This is a genomic window from Bacillus sp. EKM420B (assembly GCF_011065565.1).
Classification (GTDB): domain Bacteria; phylum Bacillota; class Bacilli; order Bacillales; family Bacillaceae; genus Bacillus; species Bacillus velezensis.
In genome coordinates, this window is sequence record NZ_JAAMNX010000007.1 from 88,875 (window position 1) to 106,522 (window position 17,648).

Sequence of the window (17,648 nt, forward strand, 5' to 3'; positions counted from 1 at the left end):
ATGACAGAAAATCAAAATCCGCTTGTTCTTGATAAAAATGAAGAGATTTCTGAACAAAAAGCAGATGACATCCGGATGCAGCTGCGCCAAGACCCTGAAGTGCAGCGCATTTCGCAGCAGATTGACGTGAAAAACCAAATGGAGCTGCTTGAGTACGGAAAAGAACCGGCAGTTGAAATCTCGAAGTTCTCCGACCGCATCTTAAATATGATGAAAACAACAAGTGTCACGGATTCAGGCACAATGCTGACGCAGCTCGGAAAAATCATGGACCGTTTCGACAAAAATGATTTCGATGAACCAAAAGGATTTCTCGCTAAAATGTTCAAACGCGGCAACAGCATGATTGAAAAGATTTTTCAAAAGTACCGCACCCTGGGCGGAGAAATTGAAAAAATCCACGTCGAAATTTCGAAATACAAAGATGAAATGGCAAAGACGAACCATACGCTTGAAGAGATGTATGAAAACAACATTAACTACTACATGGAGCTTGAAAAATATGTTGTCGCCGGGCAGATGAAGCTTGAGGAAATGCAGGCGCTCATTCCTTCTTATGAAGAAAAAGCGGCCGGCGGAAACCAGCTTGCGCAAATGCAGCTTGATACGCTGCGTGACGGGCTTCAGGCGCTTGAGGAACGTGTCTATGATTTAGATATGGCGCGGATGGTGGCGCTGCAGACAGCGCCGCAGATCCGCCTCCTTCAGCGCGGAAATACGAAGCTCATCGGAAAAATCAATTCCGCTTTCGTCATTACGATTCCGATTTTCAAAAACGGCATCATTCAGGCTGTCACAGTCAAACGGCAAAAGCTTGTGGCTGATTCAATGAGCGAGCTGGACCGCCGCACGAATGAAATGCTGAAGCGCAACGCTGAAAATATCTCAAACCAAAGCGTGGAGATTGCCCGTATGGCAGGCCGTCCGAGCATTGACATTGAGACGATTGAAACGTCTTGGAATACGATTGTCAGCGGTATGCAGGAAACGAAACAGATCGAGGAAGAGAACAGACGTATCAGAGAAGACGGAGCGAAACGGATTCAACAGCTTCAGGATAATATTAAAAACGCAGTCTTAAAGAATTAACGCACACCCCGCTTGCTTACGGCAAGCGGGATTTTTTTGCGAAAAAAGATAATGACAATATGTAAAGACAAGTGTAAACTTATACGGTAATCATTTTCGATTTGAGGTGCTGTCTATGAACAAACAACCTGCCGTCACTCCGCGAAAACTTCTGGCGATTGCCGGAATGGGCTGGCTGTTTGATGCGATGGATGTCGGAATTTTATCGTTTATTACCGCCGCGCTCCACACTGATTGGAATTTAACACCCGATCAAATGAAATGGATCGGAAGCGTCAATTCCATCGGTATGGCAGCGGGTGCGTTTTTGTTTGGTTTACTGGCTGATCGAATCGGCCGCAAAAAAGTGTTTATCATTACCCTTTTGTGCTTTTCCATCGGAAGCGGTATTTCCGCTTTTGTAACGAGCTTATCAGCATTTCTCATTCTTCGTTTTGTCATCGGAATGGGGCTTGGCGGAGAGCTCCCAGTTGCTTCAACACTCGTTTCGGAAGCGGTTGTGCCTGAAAAGCGGGGCAGAGTGATTGTGCTTTTGGAAAGCTTTTGGGCCATTGGCTGGCTCGCAGCGGCCTTGATTTCTTACTTTGTGATACCAAGCTTCGGCTGGCAGGCTGCCCTTCTGTTAACTGCGCTGACTGCTTTTTATGCGCTGTACCTGCGGACGAGTCTGCCTGATTCGCCGAAATATGAATCGCTTTCTGCCAAAAAGAGGTCGGTGTGGGAGAATGTAAAAAGCGTCTGGGCAAGACAGTATATACGGCCGACCGTGATGCTGTCGATCGTTTGGTTCTGTGTGGTGTTTTCTTATTACGGCATGTTCCTATGGCTCCCGAGTGTCATGCTGCTGAAAGGCTTCAGCATGATTCAAAGCTTTGAATATGTCCTGCTGATGACGCTTGCTCAGCTACCTGGCTATTTCTCTGCCGCATGGCTGATTGAAAAAGCGGGCCGGAAGCGGATACTCGTCATTTACTTGATTGGTACAGCAGGAAGCGCCTATTTCTTCGGAACGGCGGATTCCTTAAGTCTTCTCCTTACGGCTGGAATGCTGTTATCGTTTTTCAATCTCGGTGCGTGGGGCGTGCTGTATGCTTATACCCCGGAGCAATACCCGACTGCGATTCGAGCAACAGGTTCAGGAACGACAGCAGCGTTTGGAAGAATCGGCGGCATCTTCGGGCCTTTGCTCGTCGGAACCCTGGCAGCCCGTCATATTTCGTTTTCGGTCATCTTTTCAATCTTTTGCATTGCAATCTTACTCGCGGTTGCTTGTATTTTGATTATGGGGAAAGAAACAAAACAAACTGAGCTTGAATAAGGAAAGCACCTCGCGATTGAGGTGCTTATTTTACATGTGCGCCCGGGCTGAGGATTGGCGATTCCCGGTTGTCTGGTAGAGCGTCATAGACAGGATGAATAGAATGGCTGTAAATCCTGTGACGGCTCCGAAATGGTGTGCGCTTTGATATAAAAAACCTGCAGCACATGTGCCGACAGTGGTACCTGCATACATAGCGGCATTGGAAAGGGAAGCGATAGTTCCTCGCGCATTCGGTGAAATGGCTTGAAAGACACCCATCATTAACGGAAAGATGATGCCAGCTGTAAAGAACGTGAGAAAAAAGCTTGTTTCTACAAAAAATAAGTTAGGCAAGAAAGGAAGAGCGAAATAGAAAGCGCCCATCAGCAGCATGCCGCCGATCAATGTTTTAAACATGCCCAGCTTTTCTGAAATCCGGCTGCCGATCAGGCTTCCGAGCATATTTCCCAGTCCGAGTACAAGCATAGCGGCGCCAATTTGCGACACGGTTAAATGATAATCCGCAGAAAGCCAAGTGCCGAGAAAGCTGAACGACGCGAAATTTCCGGTTTGAAAGAGGAAATAGGCAAGCAAAATAACCACTGTCTTCGGCAGCGAAAACAGCTCCCGATATGGAGCGGCAATTGACGTGCGCGCTGTTTGTTCAGAAGGTCGAATATCAGGCATAACAGCTGCCAGGATCAATAGAAGAATAAGCGAGCACGCTGACAAAACGAAAAAGGGAGTATGCCATGTAAAGGAAGCGAAAAACCCTCCGATCGGCAGTCCGAGCATTTGTGAAGCGGCCAATCCCGCTGTCGCAATCCCCATGCTTTTCATGACCTGAGAAGGCTGGACGAGGATAGGGATGGACGCCCAAATTTGAGGCGTCACAAACGCAGCGCTAACGCCTGCGGCAAAACGGAACAGGCACATGGCGGCAAAAGAGGGTGCGATGCCGCATAAAAACGTGGATACAATAAAGCCTGCAAGTCCCCACAGCATGACTGTTTTCCTGTTAAGCCTGTCTGAGATCGGACCCGCAATGAAAGCGAATAGCGCATAACCGAGTGCATAAGCACTGACCATCCAGCCTGACAAATCGGTAGAGACATGAAACTGATTCTGTAAAAGCGGGAGAAGCGGAGAAAGTAAAAAAGTATCCGTGCCAATGACAAACATCACACTGAAGAAAAGCCAAATACGATTCAAATGTTATCACTCCTATAGTTTTATAATTTTGAAACTATGAAACAGATATGTATAGAGAAAACCCTTTGTTAAAGGGTTTCCAAAAAGCCGGGCAGGTATGTTTGAAATGTGTCTTCCCGCAGGCGGACGTATTTTGTCCGTGAATTTTTCCGGGTTGCCGTTAATCCCGCTTCCCGCAGCGTTTTAAAATGATAGGATGCTGTGGTTTTGACAATATCGCATTTTTCACCTACTTCACCGCAGCTGAGTTCTTTTCCGCTGTAATAAAGCGTACGAATAATGGCAAGCCTCGATTCATCGGACAGTGCTTTAAAGATTTGGGCTCTGATTTGATCATCTGATTGTTTCATAGTCATGAAACTATAATACATAATGGGAGGTGGAAAAGCAACTTATTTTTCCAGTAAAGGAGAACAATTATAGAAAAGAGAGGAATTAAGTTCCATTAAAAGCGCTTTCAACTATAGGTGAGCGAAATATCACCTGTAAAATACAATCATAAAGGAGTATAACAGAGTATTTAGAAGCATAAATAAGGTCAAACGGCCACAGGGATGTTTATAAAGAAATGGTACAGAATAAAAGGAAATATGCTGTTTGTGGGGATGTTACATAAATGTTACGTTAATAAAGATTGCTTAATATGGAGGGAAAATATGAGTGTAGATGAGAAACCAATTAAGATAAAAGTCGAAAATGTATCTAAGGTTTTCGGAAAACAGACAAAAAAAGCCATTCAGATGCTGTCCAGCGGAAAAAACAAAAAAGAGATCCTGAAAGCGACCGGATCAACCGTTGGTGTCAATCAAGCAAACTTTGATGTATATGATGGGGAGATATTTGTCATCATGGGTCTATCGGGGAGCGGTAAATCAACTTTAGTTCGGCTGTTAAACCGGCTTATTGAACCGACTGCCGGGAATATTTATATTGATGGTGACATGATAACAAATATGTCAAAAGACCAGCTCCGGGAAGTGCGCCGGAAAAAAATCAGCATGGTCTTTCAAAAATTTGCGCTGTTTCCGCACAGAACGATTCTTGAAAATACGGAATACGGGTTGGAGCTCCAAGGCGTCGACAAAAAAGAGCGTGAGCAAAAAGCGCTTGATTCGCTTAAACTTGTCGGTCTTGAAGGCTTTGAACACCAATTCCCTGATCAGCTCAGCGGAGGAATGCAGCAGCGTGTCGGACTTGCCCGCGCATTGACGAATGATCCTGACATTCTTCTGATGGATGAAGCTTTCAGTGCGCTTGATCCGCTGATCCGCAAAGACATGCAGGATGAGCTTTTAGACCTTCATGACTCTGTCGGCAAGACGATCATCTTCATCACGCATGATCTTGATGAAGCATTGCGCATCGGCGACAGAATCGTGCTGATGAAAGACGGTAACATCGTTCAGATCGGGACGCCTGAAGAAATTCTGATGAGCCCGTCCAATGAATACGTTGAGAAATTCGTTGAGGACGTTGACTTATCCAAAGTTCTGACAGCGGGCCACATCATGAAGCGCGCTGAAACCGTGCGGATTGACAAAGGGCCTCGTGTAGCGCTGCAGCTCATGAAGAATCTCGGTATTTCTTCTATTTACGCCGTTGATAAACAGAAACAGCTTCTCGGCGTCATTCACGCGGCGGATGCGAAAAAAGCGGTGGAATCCGACTTATCGCTTCAGGATATTTTAAATACTGAATTTACGACTGTGCATGAAAGCACATACTTGACGGAAATTTTCGATGTCGTGTCTGATGCGAATATTCCGATCGCCGTCACGGACGATAAGGACCGCATGAAAGGCATTGTCGTAAAAGGCGCATTAATCGGCGCGCTTTCAGGAAATAACGATTATATAAATGTTGAAGATTCTGCTGAACAAGCTCAGGATTCTTCTGTTCAGGGGGTGAAGTAAATGGACAGATTGCCTAGAATTCCGTTAGCAGATATCGTTGACCGGTTTGTTGACTGGCTTACCATGACGTTCGGAGGTTTCTTTGACGGAATCTCAAACGGTTTGGCCGCTTTCGTAAACGCGATTGTGAGCGGTTTGGGTTTCATCCCGTCTATTTTATTGACTGTTATTTTTGCAGCTCTCGCTTGGTGGATCAGTACGAGAGGAATTGCACTCTTTACGTTAATCGGATTCCTTGTTATTGATTATTTGGGCTATTGGTCGCCGATGCTGCAAACGTTGGCGCTTGTCGTCACATCTGTTTTGATTTCCATTATTATCGGGGTTCCGATCGGCATATGGGCGTCTCAGAAAGAAACGGTTCGCCGCATTGTCACACCGATTCTGGATTTAATGCAGACCATGCCGGCTTTCGTATACCTGCTGCCTGCCATTTTCTTCTTTAATATCGGGGTTGTGCCAGGCGTTGTGGCATCTGTTATTTTCGCGATGCCTCCGACGATCCGCATGACGGTTCTCGGTATTAAACAGGTTCCGGCTGATCTGATTGAAGCGACGGAAGCATTCGGTTCAACGACGTCTCAGCGTCTGTTCAAGGTGCAGCTTCCGCTTGCCACAAAAACAATTCTTGCCGGTATTAACCAAAGCATCATGCTTGCTTTGTCAATGGTCGTTATCGCGGCCATGGTCGGTGCGCCGGGTCTCGGTTCTGAAGTATACAGCGCCGTGACACAGTTGAAAACCGGTGTCGGAGTGGAAGCGGGTATCGCGATCGTTATCGTAGCGATTACACTCGACCGTATCACGCAAAACATTAAAGTGAAGAAGAAGAGCAGGGGGAATGCCTGATGCTTAAGAAAATCATCGGTGTCGGCGTTACCGCTGCGCTGGCTCTTTCTTTGGCTGCCTGCGGGTCGCAGACTGATGGTAAGGCAACGGCTGCGGACCAGGTGAACAAAACCATTATCGGTATTGATCCGGGATCGGGCATCATGGCCCTGACGGATGAGGCCGTGAACGATTACGGATTGAAAGACTGGAATGTCGTCACGGCGTCAAGTGCCGCCATGACGGCGACATTGAAGAAATCATATGACCGGAAAAAGCCGATCATCGTAACGGGCTGGACGCCGCACTGGATGTTCTCCAGATACAAGCTGAAGTTCCTTGATGATCCGAAAAAAACGTACGGAACTGCCGAGCAGATTCATACGATTACAAGAACCGGCTTCAGTAAGGAACAGCCTAACGCGGCCAAAGTTCTCAGCCAGTTCAAATGGACGCAGGATGATATGGGAGAAGTCATGATTGCCGTTGAGGAAGGCGAAAAGCCGGCCAAAGCCGCAGCTGAATATGTGAAAAAACATAAAGACCAAGTGGCTCAATGGACAAAAGGCGCCCATAAAGTCAAAGGGGATAAAATCAACCTGGCTTATGTGGCATGGGACAGTGAAATCGCAAGTACGAATGTAATCGGAAAAGTATTTCAAGACCTCGGCTATGACGTGAAGCTGACGCAAGTGGAGGCAGGACCGATGTGGACTGCGATTGCGACAGGCAGCGCGGATGCGTCATTGTCTGCTTGGCTTCCGAATACCCATAAGGCATATGCGTCTAAATATAAAGGTAAATATGAAGATGTAGGAACGAGTCTGACAGGCGTCAAGATGGGTCTGGTCGTTCCTCAGTACATGAAAAACGTCAATTCAATTGAAGATCTGAAGAAGTGAGGAAAAGCAGCCCTGTAACGGGCTGCTTTTTTTTATGCTTCAAACGATTTGAGGACGGCGGCCGTTAATATCTCAACGCCAGTAAAGATGGCGCTTCGGTCAAATGTCATTTGGGGATGGTGAAGTCCAGGCTCCAGGCCGCACCCTAGGCCGAGCATCGTCGTTTTCAAGTTCGGCACCTTTAACCCGTAAAAGTGAAAATCCTCTCCTCCGGTTGTCACAAGGGGTTCATCCACATGTTCTTCTCCGAGAATGCTGCTGATCGCAGATGCCATGATGGCTTCCGCCTCCTTGTTTCGCTCGGCTGCCGGGAGGCTGTGTTCTTTTTGCAGTTCGATTTTTGCGCCGAATGCGGCAGCCGCCGCCTCACAGGCTCTTTCGGTTTCGGCGGTTAATTTCTCCATGGCGGCATTGGTTTGTGCGCGGAGATCAAGGCTGAACGATGCTTTTCCCGGAATGATATTGGAACTTTCTCCGCCTGCCTGAAGCTTTGTCATCTTCACGGAATGCGGGATGCCGGGATCAAGATGAATGAAGCTGAGTTTTTGGACGAGAAGAGCGGCGATTTCGATACTGTTAAGCCCGAGATGCGGTCTCGCGCCGTGGGCTTCTTCTCCGATAATCAGGCCTTCTATATGCTGGCTTGAGCCATGCAGAATGGACGGTGAGCATCGGCCGTTTGCCGTTTCCTGTACGGGGCGCACGTGCACGCCGTATAAGAAGTCAACATCATCCAGTACACCTTTTTCAATCATTTTCAGCGCTCCGCCGCCTTTTTCTTCAGCCGGCTGAAAAATAAAGCGGATGGTGCCCTTCGGAAGCTTCGGCTGACTCTTTAAAAGCATCATCGTGCCGAGCGCCATCGTCATATGTGAATCATGTCCGCATGAATGGTTCGCCTGAAAGACACCGTCCACTTCCTGCCACAGCGCGTCAATATCCGCCCGGACAGCCACAACGGGCGAGCCTTCTCCGATTTCGCCGACAACACCGGTGCAATCATCAAACGTACGGATTCGGCAGCCGGCCTCTTTCAGTTTTTCAGTCAGATATTCAGTTGTTTGATATTCTTTCCAGCTTACTTCGGGATTGGTGTGCAGGTGGTCAAAAATGTCCATAATGACTTGCTTTTCATGCGCTGTGAGTCTGTTCATGCCGTAAGTCCTCCTTCAAAAGCTGTCTGTTTTTTATTTTTTGATATTGAAAACAGGCAATCGGTCTGTATATAATATAGCACATATCTGTATTTTCTGAATAGTTTATAAATTTAAAGCGGGATGGTGATGTTATGGCTGTGCCGAAGGCCGAACCTGTATTGAAAAAGAAGAAATTGTTTGTGATGCCTGATGCTTATGTGCTGCTGTTCATTATCGCTTTACTATGCGCGATAGCATCGTACATCGTTCCCGCGGGGGAATTTGACAGGGTGACAAAGGGCAGTGTGACGTCCGCCGTCCCGGGAAGTTATCATTCTTTAGACCAGTCTCCTGTCAGCCCGATCGCTTTTTTTACCGCGATTCAGGAAGGGATGACAAGTTCCGCGCCGATTATTTTTTTAATCCTGTTTACGGGCGGCACCATTGCGATTTTGGAGAAAACGGGCGCCATCAATGGATTGATCAGTAATGTCATCAGTACGTTCCGCACAAAACAGCTGCTGTTTATTGCAATTGTCGGATCTCTATTTTCGATCCTCGGCACAACCGGCATCGTCGTTAATTCCGTGATCGGTTTTATTCCGATCGGCCTGATCGTCGCCCGTTCGCTGAAATGGGACGCCGTGGCCGGAGCGGCCGTCATTTATATCGGCTGCTATGCCGGGTTTAACGCGACGATTTTATCACCTTCACCGCTCGGGTTATCACAAAGCATCGCGGAGCTGCCGCTGTTTTCCGGCATCGGCCTGCGGATTGCCGTCTACATTTGTTTTCTGCTATCATCTATTTTATATATTTATCGGTATACGAGAAGGCTCAGAAAAGCAAAGGACGCCAGTCTGCTGGGGAACGATTGGTTTCCGGCGGCAGGTTCAACCCCGCAGGCTTCCGATCCGGAGGACAAGCCAGTCCCGTTTACCGTCCGCCATAAATTGATTCTGGCTGTCGCGGCTTTGTCGCTTGCCGGCTTTTTATACGGCGCGCTTACTCTTGGCTGGTCTGATTCAGAGATGGCCGCCGTGTTCATTTTTATCTCAATCGTGTCAGGCCTGATTGCGGGAATGGCGGCAAATGATATCGCAAAAACGTTTATTACAGGCTGTCAGGGCCTCGTTTACGGCGCGCTGATCGTCGGAATGGCGAGAAGCATTTCCGTTATTCTGGAACACGGAAAGCTGCTTGATACGGTAGTCAATGGACTTGCGTCACTGCTGCACGGTTTCAGCCCGATGGCAGGCGCAATCGGAATGTATATTTCCAGCGCCCTGCTTCATTTTCTGATATCATCGGGCTCAGGGGAGGCGGTCGTATTTATTCCGATCTTGGCGCCGCTTGCCGATCTGATGGGCATCACGAGACAGGTCGCGGTTGAAGCGGTCATGCTCGGAGAAGGCGTCGTAAACTGTGTCAATCCGACTTCCGGCGTGCTGATGGCCGTACTGGCTGCCAGCGGCATTCCGTACGTAAAGTGGCTTCGCTTCATGATTCCGCTGGCGCTGATTTGGTTTGTCATCGGCCTCGTGTTTATCTGCATAGGCGTCCTGATCAATTGGGGTCCTTATTAAACATTTTGTCAATGATATTTCGGTTTATCATTATGAATCGGCAAGATATAATGGGAGTTGTAAGCCATTCTTAATAGTACGGGAGGAAGTCATGAATCAGCGACGGAACGGACTTTCAAACGTGAATGGAAAGAGTGAGAGTGTGAAAGAGAAAGAACGAATGATTTGGTCAGAAGTCGGAATGCTTGTGGGCACACTGTCTTTGCTTGACATCATCGTACGCGGACTTGTTCTGAACTGTCCGTTTAGGGAATGGGCCGGAAGCTTGGCGGTTTTCTTCATTATAATTGTTTATTATTGCATCAGGGCGGGAGCGTCGGGAATGCTCATGCCGAGAATAGACACCAAAGAAGAACTGAAAAAGCGGGTGAAGCAGCAGCGGATAGATTCAATTGCGGTCACTTTTGCGGTGGCGGCGCTTACGATGTACGACAGGGGGTTTCCCCATACATTCTTTGCTTGGCTGAAAATGATCTTTCTTTTTATCGTCTGCGGAGGCGTTCTGTTTTTGCTTCGGTATGTCATTGTGAAGCTGTCTTACAGAAGAGCGATAAAAGAAATAAAAAAGAAATCATCCTGACAGGTGGTTTCTTTTTTTGTTTGAAAGCGGGAAGTCTTTTTAATTGATAGGAATATAGATTTGAATTCACTCTGTCACGTTGCTTTGATAGAGAGAGTGTGATAAGTTGAAATGTAAGCGTTAACATAATTCTCCAGTCTTCACAACAGTTGAAAGGAGCTGAAGAAAGAGTAAGAGGAATTTTTGACTCCGCAGTCAGTCTTCAAAAATGAAATAAGGAGTGTCAAAAATGTTTGAAAAACGATTCAAAACCTCTTTACTGCCGTTATTCGCCGGATTTTTATTGCTGTTTCATTTGGTTTTGTCAGGCCCGGCGGCTGCGAACGCTGAAACTGCAAACAAATCGAATGAGGTGGCCGCGTCATCGGTCAAAAACGGGACCATCCTTCATGCCTGGAATTGGTCGTTCAATACGTTAACACAAAATATGAAAGATATTCGTGATGCGGGCTATGCAGCCATTCAGACGTCTCCGATTAACCAAGTAAAGGAAGGGAACCAAGGAGATAAAAGCATGAGGAACTGGTACTGGCTGTATCAGCCGACATCGTACCAAATCGGCAACCGTTACTTAGGCACTGAACAAGAATTTAAGGACATGTGTGCAGCCGCGGAAAAGTATGGCGTAAAAGTCATTGTCGATGCGGTTATCAATCATACCACCAGCGATTACGCCGCGATTTCTGACGAGATTAAGCGTATTCCAAACTGGACCCATGGAAATACACAAATTAAAAATTGGTCGGACAGGTGGGACGTCACTCAAAATTCATTGCTTGGGCTGTATGATTGGAATACACAGAATACTGAGGTGCAGGCCTATCTGAAACGTTTCTTGGAAAGAGCATTGAATGACGGAGCAGACGGGTTCCGCTATGATGCCGCCAAGCATATAGAGCTTCCGGATGATGGGAATTACGGCAGCCGATTTTGGCCGAATATCACAAATACATCGGCGGAGTTCCAATACGGAGAAATCCTGCAAGACAGCGCGTCCAGAGATACTGCTTATGCGAATTATATGAATGTGACGGCTTCTAACTATGGGCATTCCATCAGATCCGCTTTAAAGAACCGTAATCTGAGTGTGTCGAATATCTCCCATTATGCATCTGACGTGTCTGCGGACAAGTTAGTCACATGGGTGGAATCACATGATACGTATGCCAATGATGAGGAAGAGTCCACATGGATGAGTGATGACGATATCCGTTTAGGCTGGGCAGTGATTGGTTCCCGCTCAGGAAGCACGCCTCTTTTCTTTTCCAGACCTGAGGGCGGAGGAAACGGTATAAGATTTCCCGGAAAAAGTCAAATAGGAGATCGCGGGAGCGCCTTATTTAAAGATCAGGCGATCACTGCGGTCAATCAATTTCACAATGTAATGGCCGGGCAGCCTGAGGAACTCTCGAATCCGAATGGGAACAATCAAATATTTATGAATCAGCGCGGCTCAAAAGGCGTTGTGCTGGCTAATGCGGGATCGTCTTCTGTCACCGTCAATACTTCAACGAAATTGCCTGACGGCAGGTATGATAATAGGGCCGGCGCCGGTTCATTTCAAGTGGCGAACGGCAAACTGACAGGTACGATCAATGCCAGATCCGCGGCTGTTCTTTATCCCGATGATATTGGAAATGCGCCTCAGGTCTTTCTTGAGAATTACCAAACGGGGGCAGTCTATTCTTTCAATGATCAGCTGACGGTCACCCTGCGTGCAAATGCGAAAACAACAAAAGCCGTTTACCAAATCAATAATGGGCAGCAGACAGCATTTAAGGATGGAGACCGATTAACGATCGGGAAAGGAGATCCAATCGGCACGACATACAACATCAAGTTAACCGGAACGAACGGCGAGGGTGCAGAGAGAACCCAAGAATACACGTTTGTCAAAAAAGACCCGGCCCAAACCAACATCATTGGCTATCAAAATCCGGATCATTGGGGCCAGGTAAATGCTTATATTTACAAACATGATGGAGGCAGGGCCATAGAATTAACCGGATCGTGGCCGGGGAAAGCAATGACTAAGAATGCAAATGGAATTTACACGCTGACGCTGCCTGCGAATGCGGATACGGCCAATGCCAAAGTGATTTTTAACAATGGCAGCGCCCAAGTGCCCGGACAGAACCAGCCCGGCTTTGATTATGTGCAGAATGGTTTGTATAACAACTCCGGTTTAAACGGTTATCTTCCGCATTAATGGATAGGGCCATCATCACATCAGCGTGCCGGCAAACCCTCGCTTCTGGGAAAAGGACAGCGCGTTTTCAATCACGCTGAAAAGATGACAACATCCTAAAACGGTTCCGTTTTAGGATGTTGTCAACAATCTGGAAACCATCACCGATATTTTTTTGTCCAAAAATCAAACTTTTCTCTTGCAAAAGTTTGTGAAGTGTTGCACAATATAAATGTGAAATACTTCACAAGTTAAAAACAGACACCACGAAACACTGGAGGATGAGCATACATGATGAACGAACGAGTGAACAAAGTAGCATTAATCGGAGCAGGTTTTGTTGGAAGCAGTTATGCATTTGCGTTAATTAACCAAGGGATCACAGATGAGCTTGTGATCATTGATGTAAATAGAGAAAAAGCCATGGGCGATGTCATGGATTTAAATCACGGAAAGGCATTTGCGCCTCATCCGGTCAAAACGTCTTACGGCACATATGAGGATTGCAAGGATGCCGATATCGTGTGCATCTGTGCCGGAGCCAATCAAAAACCGGGCGAAACGAGACTTGAGCTGGTCGAAAAAAATCTCGCCATTTTTAAAAACATTGTCGGTGAAGTAATGGCAAGCGGATTTGACGGCATCTTCCTCGTTGCCACAAACCCGGTCGACATTCTCACTTATGCGACATGGACATTCAGCGGCCTTCCGAAAGAACGCGTCATCGGCAGCGGCACGACACTGGATTCTGCGCGATTCCGTTATATGCTGAGTGAATACTTCGGCGCCGCTCCGCAAAACGTACACGCCCACATTATCGGTGAGCACGGCGATACCGAGCTTCCTGTATGGAGTCACGCCAATATCGGCGGAGTGCCGGTACAGCAATTGCTGGAGAAAAATGCAGCTTACAAACAGGACGAGCTGGATCAGATCGTTGACGATGTGAAAAATGCGGCCTACCATATTATCGAGAAAAAAGGCGCGACATATTACGGAGTGGCGATGAGCCTTGCCCGCATCACAAAAGCGATTTTGCGTAATGAAAACAGCATTTTAACCGTCAGCACATATCTGGACGGCCAATACGGTGTAAACGACGTCTTTATCGGCGTTCCGGCCGTCGTCAATCGGAGCGGCATCGCAGGCGTGACGGAACTTGAGCTGAATGAAACAGAACAGGCTCAATTCAGCCGCAGCGCAAACGTGCTGAAAGATATTCTCGCTCCGCATTTCGCAGAGTAAACAAAAAAGCAGTACATGACAAACGCCATGTACTGCTTTTTTTAATTCGCTTTTTTCGCCATTTCCTGAGAGGTTTTTACTCTCGCTTTTCCCATAAACAAAATGGTAACGGCCGCAATGACGATCGGCGCCAGCGCAAGCGTAAATACATATGTGATGCTTTGCGACATGGCGTCAATAATGCGATCCAGAATGTGCGGCGGAATATGAGCGCGCGTGCCGGCCTGGAAAATGTCCTGCGGATTTCCGATGTTCTGCATCGCGCCGCCCGCTCCTTTCATGCCGCTGAATGAATCTGTGAGCTTGTTGGTAAACACATTCGTCTGGATGGTTCCGAAAATCGTCACACCGAGCGTCATACCGAATGATCTCAAAAACGAGTTTGTTGAGTTGGCGCTTCCGCGGTAACGCGGCTCCAGATCGTTCATGGACGCAGCCGGCAGCAGTGAGAAGTTGAAGCCGACGCCGAATCCTGAGATCAGCATGAATACCGTCAGCATCGTACGCGCCGTATCCGGTGTCATATTGGAAAGCAGCAGCATTCCGATAAAGAAAGCGACCACGGAAATCAGCATTAAATTGCGGAACCGCACTTTCGTCTGGAAAATTCCGCCGATCATACTTCCGATAACAGAACCGATCATCATCGGCGTCAAAATAAAGCCCGCGCTTGTCGCGGTGCTTCCGTACACAGCCTGAACGAAGATCGGGATAAACACCGCTAAAATGACGAACGTGGCTCCGTAAAGGAACGCCAGAATCTGTGCCGTGGCAAATAAACGGTTTTTAAACATCCAAAATGAGATAATGGGTTCTTCCGCTTTTCTTTCCACGATAAAAAAGGCGATAAAGAACACGGCGAACACAGCGAACAGACCGATGATCTGCACGGAGTTCCAATCATACGTTTTTCCGCCGAGCTCAAGGGCGAACATCAGACCGACAATGGAAACCACCAGCGTAATCGCGCCGGCCCAGTCGATTTTCTGCTTCTTGTGTTCAAGGGATTCTTTATAATAACGAAGAATGAAAAACAATGATAAAATACCGATCGGCACGTTGATGTAAAACACCCAGTGCCAGCTGATGGAGTCGGTAATGAGCGCGCCTAAAAGCGGCCCGAGAACGCTGGAAAGGCCGAAAACGGCACCGAACATGCCCGACATTTTTCCGCGTTTTTCCGGCGGAAATAAATCAAAAATGATCGTGAAGGCGATCGGCATCAGCGCGCCTCCGCCGATTCCCTGAATAACGCGGTAAATAATGAGCTGATCCATTGTTTGGGCGATTCCGCATAATGCAGATCCGATTAAGAAAAGAATAAGACCGAATAAAAAGAAACGTTTGCGTCCGTACATATCGGACAGTTTTCCATAAATCGGCATACCGGCCATAACGGCTACCATGTATGATGCCGTCACCCACGCGAACTTATCGAAACTTCCGAGGTCCGCCACGATATTTCCCATCGCAGTGGCAACGATTGTATTATCCATAGCCGACATTAAAATGCCCAGCAAAAGACCGATGACGACAAACTTTGTCGTGGCGTCCTTCGCGGCTGTTTGTTCCATGCTTTTTTCCTCCCATACTTACTTTTGATCATTAAATTTGCTATGATCATATTAGATTTGCCGAAAATTATCTTGATCGTCAAGATAAATTGATTTTATAGGGAGGCCTGTCAGTTGTCAACAAGAAATACCAGAAGCGAGACGGAGGAAACCGCGATACAGTTATTCCGGAAGATGGCCACAAGAACGATCCTTTTTCATCAGGCCGCCGCTCAATCTCTCGGTCTGTTTCCGACCGATTTGAAATCAGCTGATATCTTAAATGAAGCAGGCCCGATGACCGCAGGCGAGCTTGGGAAAAAAACCGGCCTCAGCACAGGTTCGGTAACGGCGCTCATTGACCGGCTCGAAAAAGCGGGATATGTCATGAGGAAAAAAGACCCCGAAGACAAACGGCGTGTGATCATCGTGCCGCTGACAGCCGGAAAAGCGAATGTGAAGCAATTGTTCAGCTCCTTATCCCAGTCCACGATCAGCCTTTGCCGGCAATATAAAGAAGAAGAACTGCGGCTGATATTCGATTTTTTAGGAAAAGTGACGGACATAATGGAAGACGAGCTTGAGAAATTAAAATAATGTATCATAGCACGGCCCATTCATGAATAACTTGTACAAGTTGCATGAATGAGGGGGAAGCCAATGAACATCTTTTTAAGCTACATCGTTCTCGGGCTGTCATTGTCAGCACCTGTCGGACCGGTCAATGCGGCGCAAATTGACAAAGGCATCAAAAACGGCTTTTGGCATGCATGGATTTTCGGTCTCGGCGCTATGGCCGCGGACGGGCTGTATATGATTCTGATCTATTTCGGGCTGTCTCAATTTTTGACCGCTCCTTTTGTAAAAACGTTTTTGTGGCTCTTCGGTTTTTTCGTGCTGACCTACACGGGAGTCGAAACGTTAAAAAATATAAGGGAAGCGATGAATGTCAGAAGCGGAAAAGGAAAACCGGCTTTTTACAAAACATTCGGCGCGGGCTTTTTTATTTCTCTTTCCAACCCGCTGAGCATTTTATTCTGGCTCGGCATATACGGGAGCATTCTCGCCAAAACCGCTGAATCCTTCGATGCAAATCAGCTTTTGATTTACAGCTCCGGCATTCTTCTCGGCATTTTGATCTGGGATTTCTGCATGGCGGTCGCCGCGAGCACTTTCAGAAATCTCCTTCATGAAAAAGCGCTCCGCTGGCTGACGGGAGCGGCGGGTGTGTCTTTGATCGTTTTCGGGTTTTATTTCGGATGGCAGGGGATTCAAATGCTCATCTCATAAATAGAAGAGTCACCCATCGCCTATCTCCGTCATAACGTATCATGACGATACTGGAGGTGGGCCGATGGCAAGCGGGCTGTACACAAAAAGTTGCCTTGAGGAAAAGTTATTGGATCTGCCAAATTGGCAGAGAATCGCTTTTGAGCTTCTATCAGAAAAAGTAGGCGATAAAGCGGATACGTTTCCGTGCATTCCCGGACGTCAGGGATTTTTGACAGATCAGCTCCGGATATCCTTTGCGGGTGATCCCCGCGAAGAGGGAACCCCGGAGGAAGTGGGGATGCTGCTGTCAGAGTACGGAAAGATCTCAAGGAATACCGGAAGATACGCGTCGCTGCTTGTGATTTTTGATACGCCTGAGGATTTAGCTGAGCATTATTCCGTTGAGGCGTATGAAGAGCTGTTCTGGTCTTTTTTAAACCGGCTGAGCGGCTGCGACCCGAAAGACTGGCCGGAAGACATGCCGGAAGACCCTGAACATTATAAATGGGAGTTCTGCTTTGACGGCGAACCGTATTTTATTCTGTGCGCGACGCCTGCGCATGAAGCGAGACAAAGCAGAAGCTTCCCGTTTTTTATGCTGGCGTTTCAGCCGAGATGGATTTTCGAAGGATTAAATGATTCAACCGCGTTCGGACGAAACATGAGCCGGCTGATCAGAAAACGCTTAGAGGCGTATGATGAAGCCCCTCTTCATCCCCGATTGGGGTGGTACGGAGGAAAAGACAATTTAGAATGGAAGCAATATTTCCTCCGTGATGATGAGACCCAAGTGTCAAAGTGTCCCTTTTCTTATTTGAAGAGACTGTTTAAACCGACGAAATAA

The 17,648-nt window shown here is 47.4% G+C and carries 16 protein-coding genes; 12 read left to right on the top strand and 4 right to left on the bottom strand.

The features are described from left to right. Positions 1–1,089 carry a toxic anion resistance protein gene (locus G9F48_RS18095; protein WP_003156642.1) on the top strand — a complete coding sequence of 363 codons (1,089 nt, stop codon included), beginning with the start codon at positions 1–3 and terminating at the stop codon, positions 1,087–1,089. 115 nt (positions 1,090–1,204) lie between these two features. Then, entirely contained in the window at positions 1,205–2,407 is a 1,203-nt protein-coding gene (gene niaP, locus G9F48_RS18100; protein ID WP_165409919.1) for a niacin permease NiaP, read from the top strand. 30 nt (positions 2,408–2,437) lie between these two features. Here the strand turns inward: niaP and G9F48_RS18105 are convergent, their stop codons facing one another. After that, positions 2,438–3,601, bottom strand: coding sequence for an MFS transporter (locus G9F48_RS18105; RefSeq protein WP_064107319.1), 1,164 nt, complete (start codon positions 3,599–3,601; stop codon positions 2,438–2,440). 68 nt (positions 3,602–3,669) lie between these two features. Then, on the bottom strand, positions 3,670–3,972 hold the full coding sequence (locus G9F48_RS18110) for an ArsR/SmtB family transcription factor (protein WP_094247261.1): 303 nt from the start codon (positions 3,970–3,972) through the stop codon (positions 3,670–3,672). A 285-nt stretch (positions 3,973–4,257) separates the two neighbouring features. Here G9F48_RS18110 and opuAA point away from each other — a divergent pair, with 285 nt between their 5' ends. From opuAA to G9F48_RS18125, 3 genes are read left to right on the top strand one after another with little or no spacing between them, the layout of a single operon-like run. Next, positions 4,258–5,514, top strand: a complete 1,257-nt coding sequence (gene opuAA / locus G9F48_RS18115; RefSeq protein ID WP_016936830.1) for a glycine/proline betaine ABC transporter ATP-binding protein OpuAA — start codon at positions 4,258–4,260, stop codon at positions 5,512–5,514. Beyond that, a complete protein-coding gene (opuAB, locus tag G9F48_RS18120; protein WP_003156639.1) occupies positions 5,515–6,363 on the top strand; it encodes a glycine/proline betaine ABC transporter permease subunit OpuAB in 849 nt (282 codons plus the stop codon). It begins immediately after the preceding gene. Next, positions 6,363–7,244: a glycine betaine ABC transporter substrate-binding protein gene (locus tag G9F48_RS18125; RefSeq protein WP_077721760.1), complete on the top strand. Its 882-nt coding sequence runs from the start codon at positions 6,363–6,365 to the stop codon at positions 7,242–7,244. The genes opuAB and G9F48_RS18125 overlap by 1 nt, the downstream gene beginning before the upstream one ends. A 32-nt stretch (positions 7,245–7,276) precedes the next feature. Here G9F48_RS18125 and G9F48_RS18130 read toward each other — a convergent pair whose 3' ends face one another. After that, complete coding sequence (locus tag G9F48_RS18130; protein ID WP_165409920.1) at positions 7,277–8,398, bottom strand: M20 peptidase aminoacylase family protein; 1,122 nt, start codon at positions 8,396–8,398, stop codon at positions 7,277–7,279. A gap of 134 nt (positions 8,399–8,532) precedes the next feature. Between G9F48_RS18130 and G9F48_RS18135 the strand changes: the two genes are divergently transcribed. The 4 genes from G9F48_RS18135 (at position 8,533) to G9F48_RS18150 (ending at position 13,979) form a co-directional block, all read left to right on the top strand. Next, a complete protein-coding gene (locus tag G9F48_RS18135) occupies positions 8,533–9,966 on the top strand; it encodes a YfcC family protein (RefSeq protein ID WP_165409921.1) in 1,434 nt (477 codons plus the stop codon). A gap of 91 nt (positions 9,967–10,057) precedes the next feature. Further along, entirely contained in the window at positions 10,058–10,546 is a 489-nt protein-coding gene (locus G9F48_RS18140) for a DUF6773 family protein (protein WP_064107321.1), read from the top strand. 229 nt (positions 10,547–10,775) lie between these two features. Next, on the top strand, positions 10,776–12,755 hold the full coding sequence (gene amyE / locus G9F48_RS18145) for an alpha-amylase (protein ID WP_165409922.1): 1,980 nt from the start codon (positions 10,776–10,778) through the stop codon (positions 12,753–12,755). Positions 12,756–13,025: 270 nt separating this feature from the next. Then, the gene (locus G9F48_RS18150; RefSeq protein WP_064107323.1) at positions 13,026–13,979 is read left to right on the top strand and encodes an L-lactate dehydrogenase; all 954 of its coding nucleotides are present in this window, start codon (positions 13,026–13,028) and stop codon (positions 13,977–13,979) included. 41 nt (positions 13,980–14,020) lie between these two features. Here G9F48_RS18150 and G9F48_RS18155 read toward each other — a convergent pair whose 3' ends face one another. Next, positions 14,021–15,553, bottom strand: coding sequence for an MDR family MFS transporter (locus G9F48_RS18155; protein ID WP_101562682.1), 1,533 nt, complete (start codon positions 15,551–15,553; stop codon positions 14,021–14,023). Positions 15,554–15,667: 114 nt separating this feature from the next. Between G9F48_RS18155 and G9F48_RS18160 the strand changes: the two genes are divergently transcribed. From G9F48_RS18160 to G9F48_RS18170, 3 genes are all read left to right on the top strand, one after another. Continuing rightward, positions 15,668–16,129 carry a MarR family transcriptional regulator gene (locus G9F48_RS18160; protein ID WP_017419364.1) on the top strand — a complete coding sequence of 154 codons (462 nt, stop codon included), beginning with the start codon at positions 15,668–15,670 and terminating at the stop codon, positions 16,127–16,129. A gap of 63 nt (positions 16,130–16,192) precedes the next feature. Beyond that, complete coding sequence (locus G9F48_RS18165) at positions 16,193–16,822, top strand: LysE family translocator (protein ID WP_007409057.1); 630 nt, start codon at positions 16,193–16,195, stop codon at positions 16,820–16,822. Between the two features lie 64 nt (positions 16,823–16,886). Next, positions 16,887–17,648 (top strand): YqcI/YcgG family protein, encoded by a 762-nt coding sequence (locus G9F48_RS18170; RefSeq protein WP_128574906.1) that lies wholly within the window; start codon positions 16,887–16,889, stop codon positions 17,646–17,648.